The following is a 24,012-nucleotide window of genomic DNA, read 5'->3' on the forward strand; positions in this document are numbered from 1 at the left end:
GTCGGTCTAAACCTGCCGCCAGGGGGCGAGTCGGACGACAACGCCAGTGCCAGCGGATCGCTAATGACCGATTCCACCATGACGACGGCCCTTCGCAAGGGCGACGCGATAACACCCGCGCTGTTCGCCGTCGCCATATTCACGTCGGCGTCACTCGTTTTTGTCGTCCAGCCGATGGTGACCAAGCTGGTCCTGCCGATGCTGGGGGGATCACCCTCGGTGTGGAATACCTCAATGGTATTCTTCCAGACCACGCTTCTGATCGGTTACGGCTACGCCCACCTGTTGCAGCGCGTTCGGTTATTGAAGTGGCAGGCCGCGATCCACCTCGCCCTGCTTCTGGCGGCAGCCTTGTTCCTGCCGCTGCAGATCAGCGGCATGCTGGGCGAGCCTGATCCCGCTGCGCCTAGCGCCTGGTTGCTGGCGACCCTGGCCCTGTCGGTCGGAGCTCCGTTCGCCGTCCTGTCGGCCACCGCGCCGCTGTTGCAGGCCTGGTACGCGCGCGTGCGCGCCGGCCATGCCGATGGCCAGAATCCCTATGTCCTCTACGCCGCCTCCAACCTTGGCAGCTTTCTGGCCTTGCTCGCCTATCCGGCCCTGATCGAGCCGCTGATGTCGTTGTCGAGCCAGAGGACAGGCTGGACAGGCGGCTATGTCCTGTTCCTCCTGCTGGTGGTGGGACTGGCGGCTGTGGTTTGGCGCCGTCGTATCCAGAACACGCCCGAACCTGCCCCCCTGGCTGTGAGCCCGCCCCTGTCGTGGCGCGAAAAAGGCATTCTGGTCCTGCTGGCCGCTGCACCGTCCAGCCTGATGCTGGGAGTCACCGCCCACCTTTCGACCGACGTGGCCTCGGCGCCCTTCCTATGGGTCGCCCCGCTGGCCCTCTATCTGTTGACCTTCGTGATCGCCTTCCAGACCCGGCCATGGATTCCGCTGCACATCACCCTGATGTTGCAGGCGACGCTCATCATCATGATCACCGCCCTGGTGGGCATGGCGACCGGTCAATGGATTCTTCTGCTCGTCCTCCACCTGGCGGCCTTCTTCTTTACGACCCTGATGTGTCATCAGCAGATGGCTGCGCGTCGTCCGGCGCCGGATCGGTTGACGGAATTCTACCTCCTGATGTCGTTCGGCGGCGTCGTGGGCGGCGCCTTCACCGCTCTGATCGCACCCGCGGTGTTCGAGACAGTGCTGGAATATCCACTGGTGCTGGTCCTGGCCTGTCTGGCGCGGCCCTGGCTCGGCAGTCGTCCCGCCAAGCGCGAGATCTGGCTCATGGCGGCCGCCCTCACCATCGCCATCTCCGTGCCCCTGCTGTTCGAGATGATGCGCTACAGCCCCTCCATGCGCGGCGTCTTCACAGAATTCGGTCTGACGAAGACGGCCCAGCTCATCCTCGGCGTCGGCGCGGTCTGCGCATTTCTAATTCGGGATCGAGTCGTGATGTTCACGGCCATCATCGCCGTCATGACCATGTCCGCCCATCATATTGGCCGGGGCTATGACTGGAACCTGTCCGATCGCAGCTTCTTCGGCGTCATGCGCGTGGCGATCACGCGCGACGACGCCATGGGCGGCGATGTCCATGTGCTGATGCATGGCACCACCCTGCACGGCGCCCAGGCCCGCGCGCCCGGCTTCGCCTGCAGCCCCACCATGTACTACGCGACATCGACACCGCTGGGTCAGGCGGCCCAGCGCATCCAGGGGCGTTCCCCTGCCGCCAAGATCGGCATCGTGGGTCAGGGCTCAGGAGCCATGGCGGCCTATAAACGCGTTGCCGATGAGATGACCTTCTTCGAGATCGACCCCATGGTCGACCGCGTGTCACGCGATCCGTCGTGGTTCACATTTATCTCGAATTGCGCCGATGGCCCGATCCGCACGGTCCTCGGCGACGCTCGCCTGACGATGGCGAGAGAAGCGCCTGGCACCTATGACCTTCTGGTCATCGACGCCTTCTCTTCCGACGCCGTGCCGACCCATCTGCTGACAGTAGAAGCCATACGGGGCTATCTGGACCTGCTGAAACCCGACGGCGTGGTGGTGCTGCACCTGTCCAACCGCAACCTCGAGATCACCATGCCGGCGGTCGCCGCCGCCCGTCAGCTGGGCGCGGCCGACCTGCATCAGATCTACGTCGAACGACCTGATGCCGCTGAAATGGCCGAGGCCTCGACCGAGGCCCTGGTCATCTCTCCGACCGCCGAAGGCCTGGCCGACTTCAAGGCCGATGGCCGCTGGCGCAAGTTGGCCCCGACCGAGGTTCGGCCCTGGACCGACGACTACGTCAATCTGTTCGGCGCCCTCATTCGGCAGATCAAGGGGCGCGGTTAAGCGGCTCCCGCAACGCGCGCCAGATCGGCGGTGATCCGCTCGGCGACCTTCAGACGGTCGTCGGGCGTGGGCCACTCGCCCTTCACCACGATCTTCTGATCGGGGCGGATCTTCCAGAAGGCCTGGTTCTTCTGGATCAGACCGACCAGCCCCATCGGGTTGGGGAAGCTGTTGTTGCGCAGGGTCAGAACCGCGCCCTTGGGCCCGATGTCGATGCGTTCGATGCAGGCCGTGCGACAGTTGGCCTTGATGCCGACGATGCGTAGAAGCTGCTGCGCCTCGTTCGGCAGCGGGCCGAACCGATCGATCAGTTCGGCGGCCAGGGCTTCGCGGTCCTCGCTGCGTTCGGCGTCCGACAGACGGCGGTACAGGCTGAGGCGAACATTGAGATCCGGCACATAGGCCTCGGGAATCAATACCGCCGCACCGACGTTGATGGATGGCGACCAGCCCCGGTCGGCCACGGCCTCGCCCTGCTCACGCAATTCGGCGACGGCGTCTTCCAGCATCTGCTGATACAGCTCGACCCCGACCTCGCGGATATGGCCCGACTGTTCATCGCCCAGCAGGTTGCCGCCGCCGCGCTGATCCAGATCGTGGCTGGCCAGCTGGAAGCCGGCGCCCAGATTGTCCAGCGACTGCAGCACCTGCAGACGCTTCTCGGCCGACAAGCTCAAGGGGCGCTTGGGATCTGTCGTCAGATAGGCGAAGGCCCGCGCCTTGGACCGGCCGATACGGCCTCTGATCTGGTGCAACTGGGCCAGGCCGAACATGTCGGCGCGGTGCACGATCAGGGTGTTGGCCGTCGGAATGTCGATGCCGCTCTCGACAATGGTGGTCGAGACCAGGACGTCATAGCTGCCGTCGTAGAAGGCGCTCATCACGTCTTCCAGCTGGGTCGGGGTCATCTGGCCGTGGCCGACGACGAACTTCACTTCGGGCACCTGCTCGCGCAGGAACTTCTCGATTTCCGGCAGTTCCTTCAGGCGCGGCGCGACATAGAAGGCCTGACCGCCGCGGTATTTCTCGCGCAGCAGGGCCTCGCGCACCAGAACCGGATCCCACGGCGTGACATAGGTCCGCACCGCCAGACGATCGACCGGCGGCGTGGCGATGATCGACATCTCGCGGATGCCCGACAGCGCCATCTGCAAGGTGCGCGGAATGGGCGTCGCCGTCAGGGTCAGCAGGTGCACATCGGCCCGCAGGGACTTCAGCTTCTCCTTGTGCTTGACGCCGAAGTGCTGCTCCTCATCGACGATCACCAGGCCCAGATCGCGGAAACCGACCTGCTCGGCCAGCACGGCGTGGGTGCCGACGACGATCTCGAACGTGCCGTCCTTCAGGCCCGCGCGCGTCTCGTTGGCGTCCTTGGCCGTGACCATGCGCGACAGGTGCCGCACGGTGATCGGCCAGCCCGCGAAGCGCTCGCTGAAGGTCTTGTAGTGCTGACGCGCCAGGAGGGTCGTCGGACAGACGACGGCCACCTGTTGGCCCGTCATGGCCACGACGAAGGCGGCGCGCAGGGCCACTTCCGTCTTGCCGAAGCCGACATCGCCGCAGATCAGACGATCCATAGGCGTGCCCTTGCCCAGGTCCTCCAGCACGTCGCCGATGGCGTTCAACTGGTCGTCCGTCTCCTCATAGGGGAAGCGGGCGCAGAACTCGTCGAACAGGCCGGACGGCGGCACGATGGCGTCGGACACCCGCATGGCGCGCTTGGCGGCCAGAGCGATCAGGCCCTCAGCCATGGCCCGCAGGCGCTCCTTGGCCTTGGCCTTGCGGCCCTGCCAACCCGCGCCGCCTAGACGGTCCAGTTGCACCCCGTCGGCGTCGGTTCCGTAGCGCGTCAGCAGGTCGATGTTCTCGACCGGCAGGTACAGCTTGCTGTCGCCCGCGTAGAGCAGTTCCAGACAGTCGTGCGGCGCCTCCTGGATCTCCAGCGTCTTCAGGCCCTCATAGCGCCCGATGCCGTGATCCAGGTGGACGACCAGATCGCCCGCGGTCAGGGCCGAGGCCTCGGCCAGGAAGTTGGAGGCCCGCCGCTTGCGCCGGGGCCGCGCCAGGCGGTCGCCCAGGATGTCGGTCTCGGAAATCACCGCGACCTCGTCCGTGACGAAGCCGTGCTCGACCGGCAGGACGGCGCGCAGATAGATGTCTTTCGGCGAGGCCAGCACATCGGCCCAATCTCGCACCGGCAGGACGTGTTCCAGCCCGTGATCCAACAGCATGGCCGCCAGACGTTCGGAAGAGCCCTCGCTCCACGAGGCGAACAGGACCCGCTTGCCGTCGGCCTTCAACCGCTCGGCGTGCTGGGCCACGGCGGCGAACAGGTTGACGCTGTCCTGGGTGCGCTCAGCGGCAAAGCTGTGGCCCAGACGCCCGCCGGCGTCCTCGCCGCCCCGCGTCGCATCGGCGGCCAGCGGCGACAGACGGCGCACGGCGCGACCGGCCAGGGCGCTGTTCCATTCGCCTTCGTCCAGATAGAGGCTGCGCGGCGCCGGGGCGCGATAGGCCGCCCCGCCCTTGCCCTTGGCCGCTTCCTTGCGCGCCTCATAGGCGTCGGTCGTCAGGCTCCAACGCTCGGCGCGGGCCTGCTCGACCTGACTGTCGAGGAAGACAGGAGCCGTATCCGGCAGAAAGTTGAACAGGGTGTCGAGCCGATCGTAGAAGAGCGGCAGCCAGTGCTCCAGCCCCTGACGGCGAGCCCCCTCGCTGACGGCGGCGTACATCGGCTCATCACCCGCGGCGCCGAACAGGTTCAGATAGCCGCTGCGGAACCGGGATATGCTTTGCGCGTCCAGCAGCACCTCGGACACCGGCAGCAGCGAGACCTGCTTCAGCTGCTTGGTCGACCGCTGGGTCTCGGGATCAAAGGCGCGGATGGATTCCAGCTCGGACCCGAACAGGTCCAGACGCACCGGCTCCTCGAAGCCCGGCGGGAAGACGTCGATCACGCCGCCGCGGATGGCGTATTCGCCGCGTTCCGACACGGTCGAGGCGCGGACATAGCCGTTGGCTGAGACGTAGCGTTCCAGCGCCGCCGTATCCAGATCCCGGCCCACGCGGCCCTCGAACCCGGCCCCGTTCACGGCCTGTCGCGGCGGCGTCCGCTGGGTCACGGCGGCGATGGTGGCGACAACCAGCAGCGGCCTGGCGTCCGACGGATCGCGCTGGGCCAGCCGCGTCAGGGTCGCCATCCGCTGCGCCGCAACCGAAGCGGTCGGGCTCAGCCGGTCGTAAGGCAGACAGTCCCAGGCCGGATATTCAAGAACTTCAATGTCCTTAGCGAAGAAGCCGAGTGTCTGGGTGAAATTACCCGCGCGCTGATAATCGCGCGCCACCAGCAGACCGACGCCGCCCTGGGCCCTCAGCCGTTCGGCGACGACCAACGCGTCCAGCCCCTCGGGCGCGCCGCCCAGTTCGACGTCACGCCGCGCCATCGCCTCACTCATCAACCGATACCCTTGGCCACTTCCGCCGCAACGTGCTCGCGCATGAATGTCCGGATGCGCGCCAGCATCGGCCCGTCGAACTCAGGCGGGGTCGGCTCCTTCTCGATGATCCAGGCGTAGAGGTACTGATCCTCTTCATCCAGCAGGGTCTCGAGCTGATCCAGTTCCTCATCGCTGAGCGTCGGACCGACCTGATCGGTGAAGGGGCCCAGCACCATGTCGGCTTCGCGGAAGCCGCGTCGCCACGCGCGATACGAGATCCGGCCCAGGCGTTGGTGCTTCAGAGCATCCTCTGAACGTGCGTCAATTTCGGCCACGCGGTTCCTTGCCCGGTCCGTTCATGTGAAGAGTTCGATCAGATAGCGTTCCCGTTCCGTTTTCGCCAGCTATGCTGAGGCTAATGCGGCCCGAGATTCTCTTTCCCCTGTTTGCGGACGTCTCCACCCTCAAGGGCGTGGGGCCTCGAAGCGCGCCTCTGGTGCACAAGCTGGCGGGTCAGTTGGTGCGCGATGTGCTGTTCCTGCCGCCGTCGGGGATCATACAGCGCCGCCGCACGACCGCCGCCGCCGCCGTCGAGGGCGAGATCGGCATCTTCGACGTTCTGATCGACCGCCTGATCCCGCCGCACAAGATTGGCGGCCCGCTGAAGATGCGGGCGTCCGACGACACCGGCTTCGTCCATCTGATCTGGTTTGCGGGTTCGCCCCGCCATATCGAGAGCCTGGCGCCGCGCGGCGAGCGGCGGCTGGTGACGGGCAAGGTCGAGCGCTTCAACAACGAGGTGCAGATCGCGCACCCCGACTACATCCTGCCGCTGGACAAGGCGGACGAAATACCTCTGTCCGAGCCTGTCTATCCGGCGACGCAGGGCCTGACCTCGCGCGTGGTGAGGAAGCTGGCGCAGGGCGCGCTGGCCGCTGCTCCAGAGCTGGCCGAGTGGCAAGACGCCGCCTGGCTGTCGGCGCGGCGCTGGCCGGGCTGGCGCGCGGCGCTGGAGAGCCTGCACGCACCCACGTCCGAAATGGACCTGACGCCCGAGGCCCCCGCGCGTCAGCGTCTGGCCTATGACGAGTTGTTCGCCCACCAACTGGCCCTGGCGCGCCGTCGCCGCGCGCGTCAGGTCACACCTGCCGCACGGATCACGGCAGGCGAGGCCTCGCAGCGGATGCTGGCCGCCCTGCCCTTCACCCTGACCGGCGCCCAGGCCCGCGCCATCGAGGAAATCCGCGCCGACCTGGCCTCCGGCGAGCAGATGGGCCGGCTGCTGCAAGGCGACGTGGGTTCGGGCAAGACCGCCGTCGCGGCCCTGGCCTTGGCCGACGCGGCCTCCAGCGGCTTCCAGTCCGCCCTGATGGCCCCGACTGAAATCCTGGCGCGTCAGCACTATCAGCGGCTCGCGCCCATGCTGGCAGACGCCGGGATCACGACCATTCTGCTGACCGGCCGCGACACGCAAGCCGAGCGACGCAAGCGCCTGGCCGCCTTGGCCTCGGGCGAGGCCCAGGTCGCCATCGGCACCCACGCCCTGTTCCAGGACGCGGTGCAGTTCAAACGCCTGGCCCTGGCCGTCATCGACGAACAGCACCGCTTCGGCGTCAACGAGCGCCAGCGACTTCAGGCCAAGGGCGACCCGAGCCTTGGCGGCGTCCACCTGTTGACCATGTCGGCCACCCCCATCCCGCGCACGCTGGAGCTGACCCAGTACGGCGAACTGGAAGTCAGCCGCCTGATGGAAAAACCGCCGGGCCGCACGCCCGTCGCCACCGCCGTCGTGCCTCTGGTCCGCATCGGTGAAGTCGCCAAACGGCTGAAGGCGGCCATCGACAGCGGCGCGCAAGCCTACTGGATCTGCCCTCTGGTGGCCGAGTCCGAAGCCATCGATCTGGCCGCCGCCGAGGAACGCGCCGCCGACCTGCGCCGCATCCTTCAGGTCGAGGTCGGCTTGGCTCACGGCCAGATGCCCGGCGCCGAACGCGAGGCGGTGATGGCCGAGTTTGCCGAGGGCCGCATCCCGCTGCTGGTCGCCACAACGGTCGTCGAGGTCGGCGTGGACGTGCCCAACGCCTCAATCATGGTCATCGAACACGCCGACCGTTTCGGCCTGGCCCAGTTGCACCAACTGCGGGGCCGCGTCGGGCGCGGCGCCAAGTCCAGTTCCTGCATCCTGCTGTATGGCGGTCAGGACGGCGCTCTTGGGGAAACCGCACGCGAGCGGCTGGAGACCCTGCGTCGTACCGAAGACGGCTTTGAAATCGCCGAGGAGGACTTCCGCCTGCGCGGCGGCGGCGACCCTCTGGGGCTGAAACAAAGCGGCTTCCCCGCCTACCGCTTTGCTGATCCGATCAAGCATCGCTCGCTGATGCTGGCCGCGTCCGACGACGCCCGCCTTATGCTGGCCCGCGACCCCGACCTGACCAGTCCGCGCGGCGAGGCCGTGCGGGTGCTGGAGGCTCTGTTCGATTGGCGCAACGACAGACTTGGCGTCGACTAGGCGGCGGGCGTCTGTTTCGCCTTCCAAGCCGCCAGCCGCGCCACCGCATCGGCCTCGATGTCAGCATAGAACAGGTTGTAGGGGCGCGCCTTGCGACGGTCGGCCCAGCCGCTGAACTCCCGGAAGGATTCCGACTTCAACACGGTATGGCGCAACAGGCCGTCCCGACACTGCGTCGCGATCTGCCGGTCGATAAAGGCCGGTCGCACGCCCCATTCAAGGCCCGTGGCGTTGGCGGCGCCCAGATGCCGTCGCGCTGGAACCACCATGCCGTCGTCGCTGCCCGACACCGGGTTCACGCAAAGCGACGGACGGTCGCCTAGTTCGACCAGTTGTCCGCGATCATTCCAGACCAAGGCGCGACGCAACCGACGACGTGCGGCGCCCTCATCGCCCTCGCCCACCTGGGACCAGCCGACGACGCAGCCCGTTTGATCTCGTACATGGCAGGCTGCGATCGGCGCCGTTTGTTTCAAATCAACGATGGCGTCCATCAGATAGACCGCGACCAGACGCTGGCGCAGCGCTGCATCCTTGGCCACGCGCTCATGCACCAGACGGGCGATCAGATCCGCCCCCTGCTCCACGCCCGCCAGAATGATCGGCTCGCGAGGGTGGACGGCCAGCCATTGATCCAACGCCTTTTCCACGTCGCCGTAGGCGAAGGCGCGGGCTTCGCGCGCGTCCTCGCGCAGGGTCAGGCGGGTATAGAGGCTAGCCTGGCGATAGCGCGGTGCGCTGATGGCGCCGGCGCGCGCGAACGGTCCGGCGTAGTTGGGGATCACCACCCGTTTCAGATAGGCGTCCGCCTTGCGGTCCCCGATCGGACCGTTCCAGCCAGACCCGCCGTCATAGGTGGTCGACTGGAGGAAGAAGATGGCGGCGTCGCCGGCGCCAGGCGCCCGTGCGTCGCGCAGGGCCCAAGCAGCGGCTTGCCGGTAGTCCGGCGCGGCTGGCGGTTCATAGGTCTGGAACGGAACCTGTGGGTCCAGCCCGGCCTTGAGGATGTCGCCGCGCCAGACGGCTACGGCGGCCACCAGAATGACGACCAGCGCAAAGCCCGTGTAGCCGACCCATTGGCGCAAGGTCAGGCTAGGCCTCTTCATCGATAGGGATCCGACTGCGACAGGAAGTCCTGAACATAGCGACGCACGCCTTCTTCCAGAGGCGTCGACTGGCCGTTGAATCCGACCGCCCGGATGCGGTCCATGCTGGCCTCGGTAAAGTACTGATACCGATCGCGGATCGCCTCGGGCATATCCACATAGGCGATGGACGCCTCCTTGCCCGCCGCCGCGAAGGTGGCGCGCGCCAGTTCGGCGAAGGACCGCGCCTGACCCGAGCCGGCGTTGAACACGCCCGACACGTCCGGCGTCTGTAGCAGCCAATCGATGATGTTCACCACGTCGTCGACATAGACGAAGTCGCGCAGTTGGCCGCCGTCGGGATAGTTGGGGTTGTGCGAGCGGAACAGGCTGACCGTCTCGCCTGCCTGCACCTTGGGCCAGATCTGGGCCACGACCGACTTCATCCCGCCCTTGTGGCCCTCGTTCGGACCATAGACGTTGAAGAATTTCAGCCCCGCCCACTGACGCGGCGCCTGACCACGATCCGCCTGCCGCACGGCGTACTGATCGAACAGGTATTTCGAATAACCATAGGCGTTTAGCGGACGAAGCGCATTCAGGCTCTCAGGATCGTCGCGGTCCTCGAAGCCCGTCTCACCGTCGCCATAGGTGGCCGCCGACGAGGCGTAGATCATCCGCACGTCGCGAAGCGCACACCAGTCCCAGATCTCGCGCGACAGGCTGAAGTTGGTGCGCAGGATCAGGTCTGCGTCCGGCTCGGTCGTCGAGGAGATGGCGCCCATGTGCACCACGGCCTCGATCCGCTCGGCGTGACGCTCCAGTTGCTCGAACAGTTCCTCGGGCGCCCAGAGGTCCGCGATCGGGTGCTTGGCGATGTTCTTCCACTTGGCGAGATCGGCCGTCTCCAGCCGGTCGCAAACCACCACGTCCCAGGCGTCGCTCTCGCACAGGCGCGCCACGATGTTGGAACCGATGAAGCCCGCGCCTCCAGTCACAACGATCATACGCGGGGTCATTCGGCGGCTCCAGTCGTCATCTTTTCAATGGTCTTCGTGGTGGAATAGCCGTCGGCGAAATCGGCCAGACGGACGACGCCGCCCCAGCTCTCGACCTCGGTCGCGCCGACCACCTTGTCCTTGGTGTAGTCCGCGCCCTTGATCAGGACATCGGGCCGCAGCCGCTCGATCAGGGCCATGGGCGTTGGATCGTCAAAGGCCGTCACCCGATCCACGCTGGCCAGACCGCCGATCACGGCGGCGCGGCTGTCCAGATCATTGACCGGCCGCCCCTCCCCCTTCAGGCGGCGCACCGAGGCGTCGGTGTTCAGCGCCACCACCAGCCGGTCGCACCAGCCGCGCGCCTGGGCCAGATAGGCCACGTGACCGCGATGCAGGATGTCGAAACAGCCGTTGGTGAAGCCGACCGTCAGTCCTTGACGCTTCCACGCCTCGACCTGATCCGACAGCTCGTCCAGCGGCGTGACCTTGGCCTGGGCCAGGGCCGCGTGCTGGCTCATCTCGGCCTCGATCAGTTCGGCGGGCGTGACGACCGCCGTACCGCTCTTGCCGACCACCACTCCCGAGGCCAGGATGGCGAACTGCACCGCCGTCTCCAGCGACCCGCCCGCGCCCAGCGCCAGACCCAGGGCCGCCAGCGAGGTGTCGCCGGCGCCGGAGACGTCATAGACCTCGCGCGCCCGACCAGGGAAATGCACCACAGTCCCGCCGCGACGGGCCAGGGTCATGCCCTTGCCCGCCCGCGTGACGACGACCGCCTTGGCCGTGGTGGCCGCCAGCAGGGCCGCCAGCGCCGCCTCGACCTCTGCGTCCGTCTCAACCGGCAGGCCGGTGGCCCCAGCCAGCTCGCTGGCGTTGGGCTTGATCAGATCGACCGCGCCATAACGGGCGAAGTCGCGCCCCTTGGGGTCCACGATGACCGGCGCGCCGTATTCCCGACCGGCCCACAGCGCCGCCGCGATCAGGGCGTCGTCCACCACGCCCTTGGCGTAGTCGGACAGCAGGATGGCCTTGGCGTCCTTGAACACCGCCTTCTCGCCATAGCCGCCGGCTGCGGGCGGCTCGTCGTCCAGCCGCAGCAGTTGCTGACCGGCGGCGACAAAGCGCGTCTTGACGATGGTGGCCGCGCCCTCGGGACGGGCCAAGGCGTCCTCGACCCGGTCCTCGGCGGCGATGAGATCGGACAGCTCGGCGCCCGCCGCATCCTGACCGACGACCGCGCCCAGTCGGGCCTGCCCGCCCAGAGCGGCGACGTTACGGGCCACATTGCCCACGCCGCCGGGCATGGCCACGGTGCGGCGCGCGCGCAGGACAGGGATGGGCGCCTCGGGCGAGATGCGGCTGACCTCGCCATAGACATAGCGGTCCAGCATCAGGTCGCCCACGCAGGCGACCTTCAACTCATGCACCTGCGCCAGCAGACCCTGCAGCGCGCCCAAATCCAGTGATCGTTCAGCCATGACGCCGAACTACCGGATTCAGGCCAGGTTCGCCATCGGCGCCTTGGCGCCGACCTTGATAGCCAGGTCATCGAAGGCGATCAGTTCGGCGGCCAGGGCCTCGAACTGGTCCAGCGGCACCATGTTGGGGCCGTCCGACGGAGCGTTGTCGGGGTCTTCGTGCGTTTCCAGGAAGACGGCGTCCACGCCCACGGCCACGGCGGCGCGCGCCAGAACCGGCACGAACTCGCGTTGACCGCCCGAGGACGTGCCCTGCCCGCCCGGCTGCTGCACGCTGTGGGTCGCGTCGAAGACGACGGGGCAGCCGATCTCGCGCATGATCGGCAGCGACCGCATATCGCTGACCAGGGTGTTGTAGCCGAAGCTGGCGCCGCGCTCGCAGGCCATGACGTTGGGGTTGCCCGCGCCGACCACCTTGGCGATGACGTTCTTCATGTCCCAGGGGGCCAGGAACTGCCCCTTCTTGATGTTGATCGCCTTGCCGGTGGCGGCGGCGGCCAGCAGCAGGTCGGTCTGACGCGACAGGAAGGCCGGGATCTGCAGCACGTCCACGGCCTGGGCCACGCCTTCGCACTGGGCCTCGGAGTGGACGTCGGTCAGGGTCGGCAGGCCGGTGGCTTCGCGGATTTCAGCAAAGATCGGCAGGGCGTCCTTCAGGCCGATGCCGCGTGCGGCCGTGGCGCTGGTGCGGTTCGCCTTGTCGAAGCTGGTCTTGTAGATGATGCCGACGTTCAGCCGCTCGCCGATCTCCTTCAACCGATGCGCCGTCTCAAGCGCGTGCTGACGACTTTCCATCTGGCAGGGGCCGGCGATAAAGACGATGCGGCCGCCGCCGCCGATCACGACGGGCTTCTTCAGACCAGCGGACAGTTCGATGACGGCGTTGGGATGGTTCACGGCGGCGCTTTCGGCTGTTTGAATCGATAAAGTCGCGGTTTGTGGCGCAACTTTGCGTCCGACAGGTGGCGTCGAACCCTCAGCTACGCAACCTACAGGGCGACTCAGCGCCTGACCACACGGCTGCGTAGCCTGTGTTATCTTGGTCCCATGCGCACACCCTCACCCAGCCCTCTCATCTCGACCCAGGACCTTGCGGATCGCCTCGGCGCGCCAGACTTGCGGATCATCGACGCCAGCTGGTGGCTGGATGGCCGGAATGCCCACGCAGACTTCCAGGCGGAGCGGTTGCCAGGCGCGGCCTTTCTCGATCTGGAGGCCGTTTCAGACCCTGCCAGCCCCTACCCTCATATGCTGCCAACCCCCCAGGCGTTCGCCGAGACCATGGGCGAGATGGGGATCGGCGAGAGCGACCACATCGTTGTCTATGACGCCCAAGGCCTGTTCTCGGCGGCGCGGGTCTGGTGGATGCTGCGTATCATGGGCGCCGGCTGCGTGCGGGTGCTGGATGGCGGCTTGCCGAAATGGCGCGCCGAGGGGCGGCCTCTGGAACGCGGCGCTATCGCTTCCGGAAAAAGCTCAAACTTCCACGCCGTTTTCGAGGCGAACGCTGTCGTCAATCTCGAACAGGTCAGGCAGGCTTTAGGCGGCCGCATTCAGGTGGTGGACGCGCGCGGCGCGCCGCGTTTTCGCGGCGAAGCGCCCGAACCGCGTGCCGGCGTGCGATCTGGACATATGCCCGGCGCGCTCAACCTGCCCTTCGGACAACTCTTGAACGCGGATGGAACGATGAAGCGTGGTGCGCCCCTCGAAGCCGCATTCCGAGACGCCGGCGTTGATCTGGGCCCGCCGGTCATCACCACCTGCGGATCGGGCGTCACCGCCGCCATCCTCAGTCTGGCCTTGGAAGAGCTGGGCTTGCGGTCACGACTCTATGACGGTTCATGGGCCGAATGGGGCTCACGCGAAGACGTCGCTGTCGAGGTCGGCTGACCCGTCACGCAGGCGTCGGCTGGACGGCTCCCTCATCCTTTTCGCCGCGCGACACCACTGTCGCCACGACCAGATCGCCGGTCACATTCAGCGAGGTTCGGCACATATCGAGGAAGCGATCCACGCCCAGGATAAGACCGATCCCTTCCGGCGGCACGCCCACCATGGCCAGGATCATGGCGATGACCGGCAGGCTCCCCGCCGGCACGCCCGCCGTGCCAACCCCGCCCAGGATACAGACCAGCATGACGATGAACTGCTGGCCGAGGCTCAGGTCCACTCCGAAGAACTGCGCCAGGAACAGCACGGTAACGCCTTCAAACAGGGCGGTGCCGTTCTGGTTGGCGGTAGCCCCCACCGTCAGGACGAAACGGGCGATCTTGCGGGGCAGGCCCAGGTTCTGCTCCGCCACACGCAAGGATATCGGCAGGCTGGCGTTGGATGAAGCGGTAGAGAAGGACACCACCATGGCCTCCCGGATGTTCCGGAAGAACTTCAGCGGAGACATCCCGCCAAGAGTCGCGATGCAGATCGGATAGACGACGAACATGTGAATCGCCATGGCCCCGACCGCTACGCCGACAAAGGCGGCAAGCCGCACCAGCAATTCCCAGCCGAACAGCGCCGCCAGATTGAACATCAGGCAGGCGATGGCGATTGGCGCCAGTCTGATGACCAGGTTGATCAGCGTCATCATGACCTCGAACAGGCCTTCGATCGTCTGCTGCAGTCGATCGGTCGCCGGACTCTTGGCCAACACCAGCCCGATGCCAAACAGCAGGGCAAAGACCATGACCGGCAGAATCTCGTTCTGCGCCGCCGCCGTGAAGACATTGGCCGGGACTAGGTCAAGAAAAAAGTCGCCGGCCCGCACGGCGTCAGGGGCGCTGCCGACGATCGAGGCCGCGCCGCTGCGGCCCTGCTCCAGCAATTGCTGAGCCAGAGCCGGGTCCACGCCGTCGCCAGGGCGGAAGACATTGACCATCACCATGCCGATCAGCACCGCAATGGCGGAGATGAAGACTGTGAACAGCAGGCTCTTGGTCCCAGCCCGCCCCAGGGTCTTCAGGTCTCCCATCTCGGCCACGCCGACCACCAGCGCCGAGAACAGCAGGGGCAGAACCAGCATGAACAGCAGACGAAGAAAAATCTGCCCCGCGGGTCCGGTGATGTTGGACGTCAACCACAGAACCCAGGGTGCGTCGCCGCCGACGGTCAGGTTGACCATCAGGCCGCCGAACAATCCAAGGACGAAGCCGATGAGCATCAGCACGTGAAGCGGCAGATTCTTCTTGGTCGTCGTGGTCATGCGTCCCCCATTTTCCCCAACAGGCCTCTACCGAATGGGCAGGCCGTAGATCAGCCCGCTCGGCCTTGCGCTCCACTGGGCGTTCAGTCCCCGGGCCAGATTCAGCGCTGATTGCTGGCCAAGGTTCCGCTCAAAAATCTCGCCATAGTTGCCGCCGGCCGCGATAGCATCCCGCGCCCAACTGCGAGGCAGGCCCAGCGAAGGACCGAATTCGCCTTCTTCCCCCAACAGCCGCCGGATGCGTGCATCCTGACTGTCACGCTGCAACCCCGCCACATTGCTCTTGGTCACGCCTAGTTCCTCGCCAAGGATCAGCGCGTTTAAGGTCCAGCGGATCACTGCCGTCCACTGGTCATCGCCACGCCGCACGACCGGGCCTAGCGGCTCCTTGGAAATGACGTCGGGCAGGACGGCGTGCTGTTGCGGATTAGCAAGCGTCGTCCGCGCCGCCGCCAGGGCCGATATGTCGGCGGTAAAGGCGTCGCATTCCTCACGGGCATAGGCCTGCCGGGCCTCTTCCTCGGTCTTGACGACAACCGGACGGAACTCGATCCCGCGTGTGCGGAAATAGTCCTCGACGTTCAGTTCGGTGGTCGACCCCGACTGGACGCATATCCTCGCGCCGTTGAGCTCGGAGGCGCTGTTGAGGTTCAGCGCGCGGCGAACCAGAAAGCCCTGTCCGTCATAGTAGTTGATGCCCGCGAAGCTCAGTTCGCCGCCAGCGTCGCGGCTCATGGTCCAGGATGTATTGCGCCACAGGACATCAACGCGCCCGTCGCGCAGGGCCTCGAACCGCTGCTCGGCGGTCAGGGGCACAAATCTGACCGCGTTCGGATCGCCGAATATCGCCGCCGCCGTTGCGCGACAGAAGTCGACGTCGAAGCCCCGCCAGGCGCCGCGATTATCCGTGAAGGCGAACCCCACCAGCCCCTGATTCACCCCGCAATTCAGACGCCCGCGCTGCTTGATCGCGGCCAGGGTCGGACTGGCGACGTCGGCCGGCATGACAGTCGTGGTTGGCCGAGAGGTAGGCGTCGTTGGGGCTTGATCGGTTTCGGCTGGACGCTCGCAGCCCGCTGTCGCCAGCAATAGCGCCAGCGATATTCCCGTCACGATCCTCGCCGCCCGCATTCCGTTGCCCTCGTCCGCTTGCGCCCCCGCTTACTTTAGAGCCCTCTGGGCCCAGAACCGCAACCCGCTGGAGCCCTTATGCCTCGCCTTTCCGACCGTACCCGCCTGATCGCCTCCGCAACGCGACGCGGTCAGGGGCGTCGGCCCGTCAATCCGCCGGTCGAGCGCGCCTCCACCATGCTCAGCGATGATCCGGCATCGATGCAGGATTCGACGCCGGGGCCCATCTACGGCCTGGACGGGACCAGCGCCGCCCGCGAACTGCGAGCGGCGCTTGCCGACCTGGAGGAGGCCAACCAGGTCTTCCTCGTCCCCTCAGGTCTCGCCGCCGTGACCGTCCCCCTGCTGGCCCTGCTGCGCCCCGGCGACGAGGTGGTGACCAGCGACGCCGTCTATGGCCCCACCCGCCGCTTCCTGACCCGTCACCTGGCTGCGCGAGGGATCACCACCCATTTCCATCCTGCGGGCGCCTCCACCTCGCACATCCTGTCGCTGTGTGGCGAACAAACCCGCCTGTTGCTGATCGAATCCCCTTCGTCCCTGACCTTCGAGATCGTCGACGTCCCCGCCCTTGCCCAGGCCTGCAAGGCCCGCGGCGTACTGACGGTGATGGACAATACCTGGGCGGCGGGTCTGGCTTTCCAGCCGCTGGCGCATGGAGTGGACGTCAGCGTCCAGGCCGTCACCAAATACGCGGCCGGCCATTCCGACCTGCTGATGGGCGCTATTGCGGTTGAGGACGACCAGGTCGCCCGCGCCATTTTACATACCATCGAGGACATGGGCTGGCACGTTTCGCCCGACGACGCCTGGCTGGCGCTGCGGGGCCTGCGCACCCTGCCGCTGCGCTACAATGAGGCGCTCAAGTCCGCGCTGCAGGTCGCCGAATGGCTGCAAACCCGGCCAGAGGTCGAGCGCGTTCTTTTCCCGCCCCTGCCCGGCTCGGTCGGCCACGACCTGTGGCGACGCGACTATTCCGGCGGGGCGGCCCTGATGGGCGTCGTCATGAAGGGCGGCGACAAGGCGTGGGCCCACGCTCTGATGAGCGCGCTCAGCCTGTTTGGCATGGGCTATTCATGGGGCGGCTTCGAAAGCCTGATCACCCACGAGACTCCGCAGTTGGCCTATCGCCAGCATGAAACCGCCCTGCCGGGTCAGTTGCTGCGGCTCCACGTGGGGCTGGAAGATCCCACCGACCTGATCGCGGATCTGGAAAAAGGTCTTGAGGCATGGCGCGCCCAGCAGGACTCGAACCTGCAACATCCCGCTTAGAAGGCGGGTGCTCTATCCGGTTGAGCTATGGGCGCCTTCGGCCGCGACCGCCGCAATCGGACCTAGTGGGTCCAGGACTGCTTGCGGTTGGCGGCGAAATTATCGGCGTATGCCTTGAGGATCAGCGGGGCATCCTGCGGTTCGTGCAGGCGGAAGGCGATGCCGTGGCGTTCGGCGTATTCAATCGCCTCTTCCTTGGTCTCGAACGTCAGACGCACCTGACCATTCATGTCTGTGGTGCTGGTCCAGCCCGTCAGCGGGTCCTGCGTCCGCGCCGACGCCGGTTCGAACTCCAGACGCCAGTCGTTGGTCTTGGCCTTGCCCGACTGCATCGCGGTCTTGGCCGGGCGATAGATGCGAGCGAGCATGGCGGAATCCTTCGGCGACTTGTCTTGCCGGGTGCATAACCCGACGTGGTCGCCCGGTCCAGCCGTCCGCAACGACTTCAGGCGGCGAGCGTAGTCGAACCTGCGTCAATCCAGCGCCGTGCTGCGCGCTGGGCCTCGGCGATCTCGTCGTGCTCCATCTCCTCGCTCATCTCACGACGATAGATGCGGGCCTCGACCGAGCCCTTCATGGCCGCCAGGTTGAAGATCATATGGGCCGAGACCCGATCGATGGGGCATCCGTCCAGACCGGCGGAATAGGCCAGTCCCAGTCGGAACAGGGCGTCGCCGTCCATATCAATGGTGGGCAGCGGCAAGGCCGCAGTCTCAAGAGCCTCAGGCGCGGTGTGATGCGCGATCATAGCCAGTCCTCCGGGCGTTGGTCATTCTGACCCTGCCTTTCGAACGCCATTCAAATACCAGCGGTTTGAAGTTAAAGTTAACGCGCCCGCTGGCCGAACAGAAGCTTTCGCGCATCCTCGGCCGCCTTGCCGGAAGCGGCCAGGTTGGCGCGCCATTCCTCGCCCACCGCCCTGCCCGCCTTGACCGCCGGTCGCGCGCCCACGCGATCCATCCAGGCCGCCAGATGCGGGAACTCCGCCAGATCCTGTCCTTGATGCGCCGGCAATATCCACGGCCAGATCGCCATATCGGCGATAGAGTAGTCGCCCGCGACATAGTCCCGATCCGCCAGCCGCCGGTCCAGCACGCCGTAGAGCCGGTGCGTCTCGTTGGTGTAGCGCTGGACACCGTAGGCGATCTGCCGCTGATCCTTGATCATAGCCGGGGCGTACTGACGGAAATGATGCGTCTGACCGGCCATCGGTCCCAGGCCTCCGACCTGCCAGAACAACCACTGATCGACATCGACCCGGGCGCGCGCATCGGTCGGATAGAACTGTCCCGACTTCACGCCCAGATATTGCAGGATGGCGCCGGACTCGAAGATCGAAAGCGGCTGCCCGTCTGGGCCTTCGGGATCGACGATGGCGGGCATCCGGCCATTGGGGCTGAGGGCCTGAAACGCCGGCGCGAACTGTTCGCCAGCGCCGATGTTCACCGGCTTGACCACATAGGGCAAGCCCATTTCCTCTAGGGCAATGGAAATCTTCCAGCCGTTCGGCGTGGGCCAGTACCAGAGCTCGATGGGCGCGTTCATCATTGTCGCTTTCTGCTCGCGTGAGAGGCCAGACATGGCCCGCGCAAGATGAACAGACAAGGCGCAAACCTGACACCAATGTTCAGGACGAGTTCATGCGCTGCGATCGATCCTGCCCTCCTGTTCAACGGCGCGTCCGCAGCTTTTCTTCGGCGCCCAGACCACGGAGACGTACAGATGAACCGCCTCACCAAGGCCGCCATCGTCGCCCTGGCGCTGACCACGACGGCCGCGCCGTTGGCGGCCCAGGCCCAGAACCGCGATCATCGCGAATATCGTCAGGATCGCCGCGATGATCGCAGGGACGACCGCAACGATCGTCGCGAATGGCGACAGGATCAACGCAACGATCGCCGGGAGTGGCGTCAGGATCGCCGGGATGACCGCCGCGACTGGCGTCAGGACCAACGCGCCGACCGATGGGACCGCAACAACCGCGACTGGTGGCGTGGCCGTCCCGAGTTCCGCGACTATCGCGGCGCCCGCAACGGCTATTGGTATGCGCCAGGCCGAGGCTACTACCGCGTCGATCCGCGCTATCAGAGCTACCGCTGGCGTCAGGGCGCCTATCTGCCCTCTGCCTATCGCGGTTACTACGTCAGCGACCCCTATTATTACAACCTGCGTCCGGCGCCCCGCGGTTATCGCTATGTCCACGCCAATAACGACATCCTCCTGATCGCGGTCGCCACCGGTCTGATCGCCAGCGTGTTGCACGACGTCTACTAGACCTGACGCAGGACCTAGGATCAGCCCCGCAAAGCTCAGCTTTGCGGGGCTTTTCGTTCTTTTTTCTGTAGGTTCCTGTCGATCAGCGTTCAGCCGTGGTTCATGGCGTCGGCGCCAGATTAAATCTCAAGCCGCCCCTCTCGGCGTGCGAGGAAGAAGACCATGAAACGTTCCCTGATGGTGTTCACGGCCATCGCCAGCTTCGCCCTTCCGGCCCTCGCGCCAGTGGCGGCCCTGGCGCAGCCGCAACAGGCACAGTCCGAAGACGGACCGCGCCAGCGCCCTCAACATCGTGCAGAACGCAGCGAGCAATTCGCCTCGCCTCAACAGAGGCGCGACAGTCCTCGCGCCGAGCGCCCCGATGCGCCGCGTCCGTCGCGCCCCAGCCGCCCGGACGGGGAGCGTCCCGGCCGGCCGACGCGACCCACAGATCAGGGGCGACCGCAGACGCCTCGTCCGGACCAGGCAGGTCGCCCGGACCGACCTGACCGGCCGGATCGCCCCGATACGCGACCGGAGCGTCCCGGGGCCCAGCAGCCCGGTCGGCCGGCCCGACCTGAGAGCGACCGACCAGCTCGGCCCAATCGCCCGGATCAACCGAACCGGCCAGAAAGGCCTGACTGGAATCGACCCGACCGTCCCGGGAACCAGCAGCCCAACCGTCCGGGCAGGCCCGACCGCCCGGATTGGAACAGACCGGATCGCCCGAACCGTCCTGATCAACCTGATCGACCCAACCGCCCGGATCGGCCCGACCGGCCGAACTGGAACCAAGACCGCGACTATCGCGACTTCCACAATCGCTGGAACCGCGACCAGTGGCGGCGTGACTGGGATCGTCGCCACCGCAGCGACTGGTGGCGCAACGACAGCCGCTTCCGGGGTTGGAACGGCGTGCGGCTCGGCTTCTATTTCGCGCCCGGCTACGGCTACTACAGCGTGCCGCGGACCTATTGGAACCGACAGTACCAGATCGGCCAGTATCTGCCCGAGATCTTCTGGCGCTATCAGGTCAACGACTGGCGGACCTATGGCCTGGGCTACCCGCCTCCGGGAACCCGCTGGGTCTATGTCGACAACACCATCTATCTGATCGACGACCGCGACGGCTACATCGTCGAAGTCGTCCGCGACGCCTGGAACTGGTAGGCGTCACAAAAGCAGAAGGTCCCCGAGGAGCAATCCCCGGGGCCTTTTTAGTGGGCTGCGATGCATGCACATCCTGTCGCTCAAGCATCGAGCGACCGCGTCGCGAGCGTTAGCGACAACCGGGGGTCTGGGGGCCAAAGCCCCCAGGGAGACTCATAAATCAAAGCCCAAGCTTTGATTTAAGGATATCATTGACGGCGGCCGGGTTGGCCTTGCCGCCCGTCGCCTTCATCACCTGGCCGACGAACCAGCCGAGAGCCTGAGGCTTCTCCGCCACCGCAGCCGCCTTGTCCGGGTTGGCGGCGATGATGTCGTCCACGGCCTTCTCGATGGCGCCGGTGTCGGTCACCTGCTTCAGGCCGTGCTTCTCGACCACTTCGGCGGGCGAGCCTTCGCCGTTCCAGACGTAGTCGAACACTTCCTTGGCGATCTTGGACGAGATGACGTTGGTCTCGATCAGTTCGACCAGTTGGGCGACGTGCGCGGCCGGCAACGGGTTTTCGCTGAAGTCCTTGCCGTCGGCGGCCAGACGCGCCGAGACCTCGTTCGTCACCCAGTTGGACACCAGCTTGGCGTCACGCCCGTTGGCCGCCGCCTCGAAGTAGTCGGCCTTGGCTTGCTCCGAGATCAGCACCACGGCGTCGTATTGCGACAGGCCATAGTCGGCCATCAGGCGACGACGCTTTTCGTCCGGCAGTTCGGGCAGGTTGGCCTTGATCTCGTCGATCCAGGCTTGGTCCAGCTCCAGCGGCAGCAGGTCGGGGTCGGGGAAGTAGCGATAGTCCATCGCCTCTTCCTTGGAGCGCATTGAGCGCGTTTCGCCCGCCGTCGGATCGTACAGACGGGTTTCCTGAATGATCGAACCGCCATCTTCGAGGATCTCGACCTGGCGGCGCGCCTCGTAATTGATCGCCTGAGAAATGAAGCGGAAGCTGTTGACGTTCTTGATCTCGCAGCGCGTGCCCAGGAAGCCGAAGTCGCCGGTTTCCTTGAACTTGGCGTAGTTGCCCACGCGGCAGACCGAGACGTTGACGTCGGCGCGCAGGTTGCCCTTCTCCATGTCGCCGTCGCAGGTGCCGAGATAGATCAGGATGGTGCGGATCTTCTTGACATAGGCGACCGCCTCTTCCGGCGTGCGGATGTCGGGGCGCGAGACAATCTCCATCAGCGCCGTGCCCGCCCGGTTCAGATCGACGTAGGATTCCGTCGGCGACAGGTCGTGGATCAGCTTGCCCGCGTCCTGCTCCAGGTGCAGGCGCTCGATGCCGACGTTGAAGAAGCTGCCGTCCTCGGCCTCCACCTCGACCACGCCTTCGCCCACGATGGGGTGATACAACTGGCTGATCTGATAGCCGGTCGGCAGGTCGGGATAGAAGTAGTTCTTGCGGTCGAACTGGCTCTTCCGATTGATCTGCGCCTTCAGACCCAGACCCGACTTCACCGCCTGCTCGACGCAGTGCTTGTTCAGGGTCGGCAGCATGCCGGGGAAGCCGGCGTCGACCAGCGACACCTGCTCGTTCGGCCCGGCGCCGAAACCGACAGCGGCGCCCGAGAACAGCTTGGCCTTCGACGCCACCTGGGCGTGGATTTCCAGCCCCATGACGATTTCCCAGTCGCCGGTGCGACCTTTGATCAGTGTTTTGTTGTCAGACATGCTCACCACCACTTGGCCGGTTTGGCGACGAAACCGGCGGAGTCTTCCAGTGCGGCCGCGACCTGGAAGACGGTCGCCTCATCAAGGGCCTTGCCGATAACCTGAAGACCCAGCGGCAGACCATCGCTGCTCAAGCCAGCGGGCACCGAGATGCCCGGCAGACCGGCCAGATTGGTCGTCACCGTGAAGACGTCGTTCAGGTACATGGTCAGCGGGTCGATCTGCTTGTCGCCCAGCTTGAACGCCGCCGTTGGGGTCGACGGGGTCAGGATGGCGTCCACCTTGCCCCAGACATTGTCGAAGTCCTCGGCGATGCGGCGACGCACCTTCAGCGCCTTGACATAGTAGGCGTCATAGAAGCCCGCCGACAGGACATAGGTGCCGATGGTCAGGCGGCGCTGAACCTCCTTGCCGAAGCCCTCGGCGCGCGAGGCGGCGTAGAGGTCGTCCAGCGACGAGAAGTCCTCGGCGCGGTGGCCGAAACGCATGCCGTCATAGCGGGCCAGGTTCGACGAGGCCTCGGCCGGGGCCACGATGTAGTAGGCCGGCAGGGCGTACTTGGTGTGCGGCAGGCTGATCTCGACGATCTCGCAGCCTGCGGCCTTCAGCCAGGCCACGCCCTGCTGCCACAGCGCCTTGATCTCTTCGGACATGCCGTCGATCAGGTATTCCGCCGGAACGCCGATGCGCAGGCCCTTGACCGACTGGCCGACCGACTGGGTCCAGTCAGGGGTCGGGATGTCGAGGCTGGTCGAATCCTTGGCGTCGAACGAGCACATGGACTTCAGCAGGATGGCGGCGTCGGTCACCGTCTTGGTGATCGGGCCGGCCTGATCCAGCGACGAGGCGAAGGCCACCATGCCGAAACGGCTGGCGCGGCCGTAGGTGGGCTTGATGCCGACCGTGCCGGTGAAGGCGGCGGGCTGACGGATCGAGCCGCCGGTGTCCGAGGCCGTCGCGGCCAGGCACAGATCAGAGGCCACCGCCGAGGCCGAACCGCCCGACGAGCCGCCCGGCGTCAGTTCAGCGTCCGAACCCTTGGCCTTCCAGGGGTTCTTCACCGGACCAAAGGCCGAGGTCTCGTTGGCCGAGCCCATGGCGAACTCGTCCATGTTGAGCTTGCCCAGCATGACCGCGCCTTCGCGCCACAGATTGGCGGTGACGGTGGATTCATAGGGCGGCACGAAGCCGCGCAGCATGTTCGAGCCGGCGGTCGTCTGCACGCCCTCGGTGCAGAACAGGTCCTTGATGCCCAGCGGAGCGCCTTCCAGGTCGCCACCCTCGCCCTTGGCCAGTTTGGCGTCGGAGCCGCGCGCCTGTTCCAGCGCCTTGTCCGCCGTCACTTCGACATAGGCGTTCAGCGTCGGGTTCGAGGCTTCGATATTAGTCAGGAAGGCGCGGGTCAGCTCTTCCGATGAGAAGGTCTTGGCCTTCAGACCGTCAACGGCGTCTTTGAGGGTAAGCTTGGTCAGATCGCTCATGA

General features: G+C 66.1%; 19 protein-coding genes and 1 tRNA gene. 6 read left to right on the plus strand and 14 right to left on the minus strand.

The window, feature by feature from the left end; all coding sequences use genetic code 11:
- Positions 1–63 precede the first annotated feature (63 nt).
- Positions 64–2,340 (plus strand): spermidine synthase, encoded by a 2,277-nt coding sequence (locus tag ACOZBP_RS02805; protein ID WP_422674939.1) that lies wholly within the window; start codon positions 64–66, stop codon positions 2,338–2,340.
- Here the strand turns inward: ACOZBP_RS02805 and mfd are convergent.
- Together mfd and ACOZBP_RS02815 are read right to left on the minus strand one after the other, a co-directional pair.
- Positions 2,337–5,783, minus strand: coding sequence for a transcription-repair coupling factor (mfd, locus tag ACOZBP_RS02810; RefSeq protein WP_422674940.1), 3,447 nt, complete (start codon positions 5,781–5,783; stop codon positions 2,337–2,339). The genes ACOZBP_RS02805 and mfd overlap by 4 nt on opposite strands.
- Before the next feature lie 11 nt (positions 5,784–5,794).
- Positions 5,795–6,112: a succinate dehydrogenase assembly factor 2 gene (locus ACOZBP_RS02815; protein WP_422674941.1), complete on the minus strand. Its 318-nt coding sequence runs from the start codon at positions 6,110–6,112 to the stop codon at positions 5,795–5,797.
- Between the two features lie 83 nt (positions 6,113–6,195).
- Between ACOZBP_RS02815 and recG the strand changes: the two genes are divergently transcribed.
- Positions 6,196–8,286: an ATP-dependent DNA helicase RecG gene (gene recG, locus ACOZBP_RS02820; protein ID WP_422674942.1), complete on the plus strand. Its 2,091-nt coding sequence runs from the start codon at positions 6,196–6,198 to the stop codon at positions 8,284–8,286.
- On the opposite strand, the gene ACOZBP_RS02825 is transcribed toward recG, so the two are convergent.
- From ACOZBP_RS02825 to kdsA, 4 genes are read right to left on the minus strand one after another with little or no spacing between them, the layout of a single operon-like run.
- Complete coding sequence (locus ACOZBP_RS02825; RefSeq protein WP_422674944.1) at positions 8,283–9,392, minus strand: DUF3089 domain-containing protein; 1,110 nt, start codon at positions 9,390–9,392, stop codon at positions 8,283–8,285. The genes recG and ACOZBP_RS02825 overlap by 4 nt on opposite strands.
- The gene (gene rfaD, locus ACOZBP_RS02830) at positions 9,389–10,390 is read right to left on the minus strand and encodes an ADP-glyceromanno-heptose 6-epimerase (RefSeq protein ID WP_422674945.1); all 1,002 of its coding nucleotides are present in this window, start codon (positions 10,388–10,390) and stop codon (positions 9,389–9,391) included. Before rfaD ends, ACOZBP_RS02825 begins: the two co-directional genes overlap by 4 nt.
- Positions 10,387–11,850 (minus strand): D-glycero-beta-D-manno-heptose 1-phosphate adenylyltransferase, encoded by a 1,464-nt coding sequence (rfaE2, locus tag ACOZBP_RS02835; RefSeq protein ID WP_422674946.1) that lies wholly within the window; start codon positions 11,848–11,850, stop codon positions 10,387–10,389. The genes rfaD and rfaE2 overlap by 4 nt, the downstream gene beginning before the upstream one ends.
- 18 nt (positions 11,851–11,868) lie before the next feature.
- Positions 11,869–12,747 (minus strand): 3-deoxy-8-phosphooctulonate synthase, encoded by an 879-nt coding sequence (gene kdsA, locus ACOZBP_RS02840; protein WP_422674947.1) that lies wholly within the window; start codon positions 12,745–12,747, stop codon positions 11,869–11,871.
- A 150-nt stretch (positions 12,748–12,897) separates the two neighbouring features.
- Between kdsA and sseA the strand changes: the two genes are divergently transcribed.
- Positions 12,898–13,740 carry a 3-mercaptopyruvate sulfurtransferase gene (gene sseA / locus ACOZBP_RS02845; RefSeq protein WP_422674948.1) on the plus strand — a complete coding sequence of 281 codons (843 nt, stop codon included), beginning with the start codon at positions 12,898–12,900 and terminating at the stop codon, positions 13,738–13,740.
- 4 nt (positions 13,741–13,744) lie between these two features.
- On the opposite strand, the gene ACOZBP_RS02850 is transcribed toward sseA, so the two are convergent.
- Entirely contained in the window at positions 13,745–15,049 is a 1,305-nt protein-coding gene (locus ACOZBP_RS02850) for a dicarboxylate/amino acid:cation symporter (RefSeq protein ID WP_422674949.1), read from the minus strand.
- A 27-nt stretch (positions 15,050–15,076) separates the two neighbouring features.
- Positions 15,077–16,054 (minus strand): amino acid ABC transporter substrate-binding protein, encoded by a 978-nt coding sequence (locus tag ACOZBP_RS02855; protein ID WP_422674950.1) that lies wholly within the window; start codon positions 16,052–16,054, stop codon positions 15,077–15,079.
- Between the two features lie 204 nt (positions 16,055–16,258).
- Between ACOZBP_RS02855 and metC the strand changes: the two genes are divergently transcribed.
- Positions 16,259–17,452, plus strand: coding sequence for a cystathionine beta-lyase (gene metC / locus ACOZBP_RS02860; protein WP_422675478.1), 1,194 nt, complete (start codon positions 16,259–16,261; stop codon positions 17,450–17,452).
- Here metC and ACOZBP_RS02865 read toward each other — a convergent pair.
- The 4 genes from ACOZBP_RS02865 to ACOZBP_RS02880 form a co-directional block, all read right to left on the minus strand.
- A tRNA-Arg gene (locus ACOZBP_RS02865) sits at positions 17,411–17,487 on the minus strand. The genes metC and ACOZBP_RS02865 overlap by 42 nt on opposite strands.
- Before the next feature lie 27 nt (positions 17,488–17,514).
- Positions 17,515–17,820: an ETC complex I subunit gene (locus ACOZBP_RS02870; RefSeq protein WP_422674951.1), complete on the minus strand. Its 306-nt coding sequence runs from the start codon at positions 17,818–17,820 to the stop codon at positions 17,515–17,517.
- Between the two features lie 77 nt (positions 17,821–17,897).
- Positions 17,898–18,200 (minus strand): sel1 repeat family protein, encoded by a 303-nt coding sequence (locus ACOZBP_RS02875; RefSeq protein ID WP_422674952.1) that lies wholly within the window; start codon positions 18,198–18,200, stop codon positions 17,898–17,900.
- A 77-nt stretch (positions 18,201–18,277) separates the two neighbouring features.
- The gene (locus ACOZBP_RS02880) at positions 18,278–18,997 is read right to left on the minus strand and encodes a glutathione S-transferase N-terminal domain-containing protein (protein ID WP_422675479.1); all 720 of its coding nucleotides are present in this window, start codon (positions 18,995–18,997) and stop codon (positions 18,278–18,280) included.
- A gap of 177 nt (positions 18,998–19,174) precedes the next feature.
- Between ACOZBP_RS02880 and ACOZBP_RS02885 the strand changes: the two genes are divergently transcribed.
- Together ACOZBP_RS02885 and ACOZBP_RS02890 are read left to right on the plus strand one after the other, a co-directional pair.
- On the plus strand, positions 19,175–19,726 hold the full coding sequence (locus ACOZBP_RS02885) for an RcnB family protein (RefSeq protein WP_422674953.1): 552 nt from the start codon (positions 19,175–19,177) through the stop codon (positions 19,724–19,726).
- Positions 19,727–19,888: 162 nt separating this feature from the next.
- Positions 19,889–20,875, plus strand: a complete 987-nt coding sequence (locus tag ACOZBP_RS02890) for an RcnB family protein (RefSeq protein WP_422674954.1) — start codon at positions 19,889–19,891, stop codon at positions 20,873–20,875.
- A 160-nt stretch (positions 20,876–21,035) separates the two neighbouring features.
- On the opposite strand, the gene gatB is transcribed toward ACOZBP_RS02890, so the two are convergent.
- Together gatB and gatA are read right to left on the minus strand one after the other, a co-directional pair.
- Positions 21,036–22,529, minus strand: a complete 1,494-nt coding sequence (gene gatB, locus ACOZBP_RS02895; RefSeq protein WP_422674955.1) for an Asp-tRNA(Asn)/Glu-tRNA(Gln) amidotransferase subunit GatB — start codon at positions 22,527–22,529, stop codon at positions 21,036–21,038.
- 2 nt (positions 22,530–22,531) lie between these two features.
- Positions 22,532–24,010: an Asp-tRNA(Asn)/Glu-tRNA(Gln) amidotransferase subunit GatA gene (gene gatA / locus ACOZBP_RS02900; protein WP_422674956.1), complete on the minus strand. Its 1,479-nt coding sequence runs from the start codon at positions 24,008–24,010 to the stop codon at positions 22,532–22,534.
- Positions 24,011–24,012 lie beyond the last annotated feature (2 nt).

It is taken from the genome of Brevundimonas sp. NPDC058933, from assembly GCF_049315965.1.
Taxonomy (GTDB): domain Bacteria; phylum Pseudomonadota; class Alphaproteobacteria; order Caulobacterales; family Caulobacteraceae; genus Brevundimonas.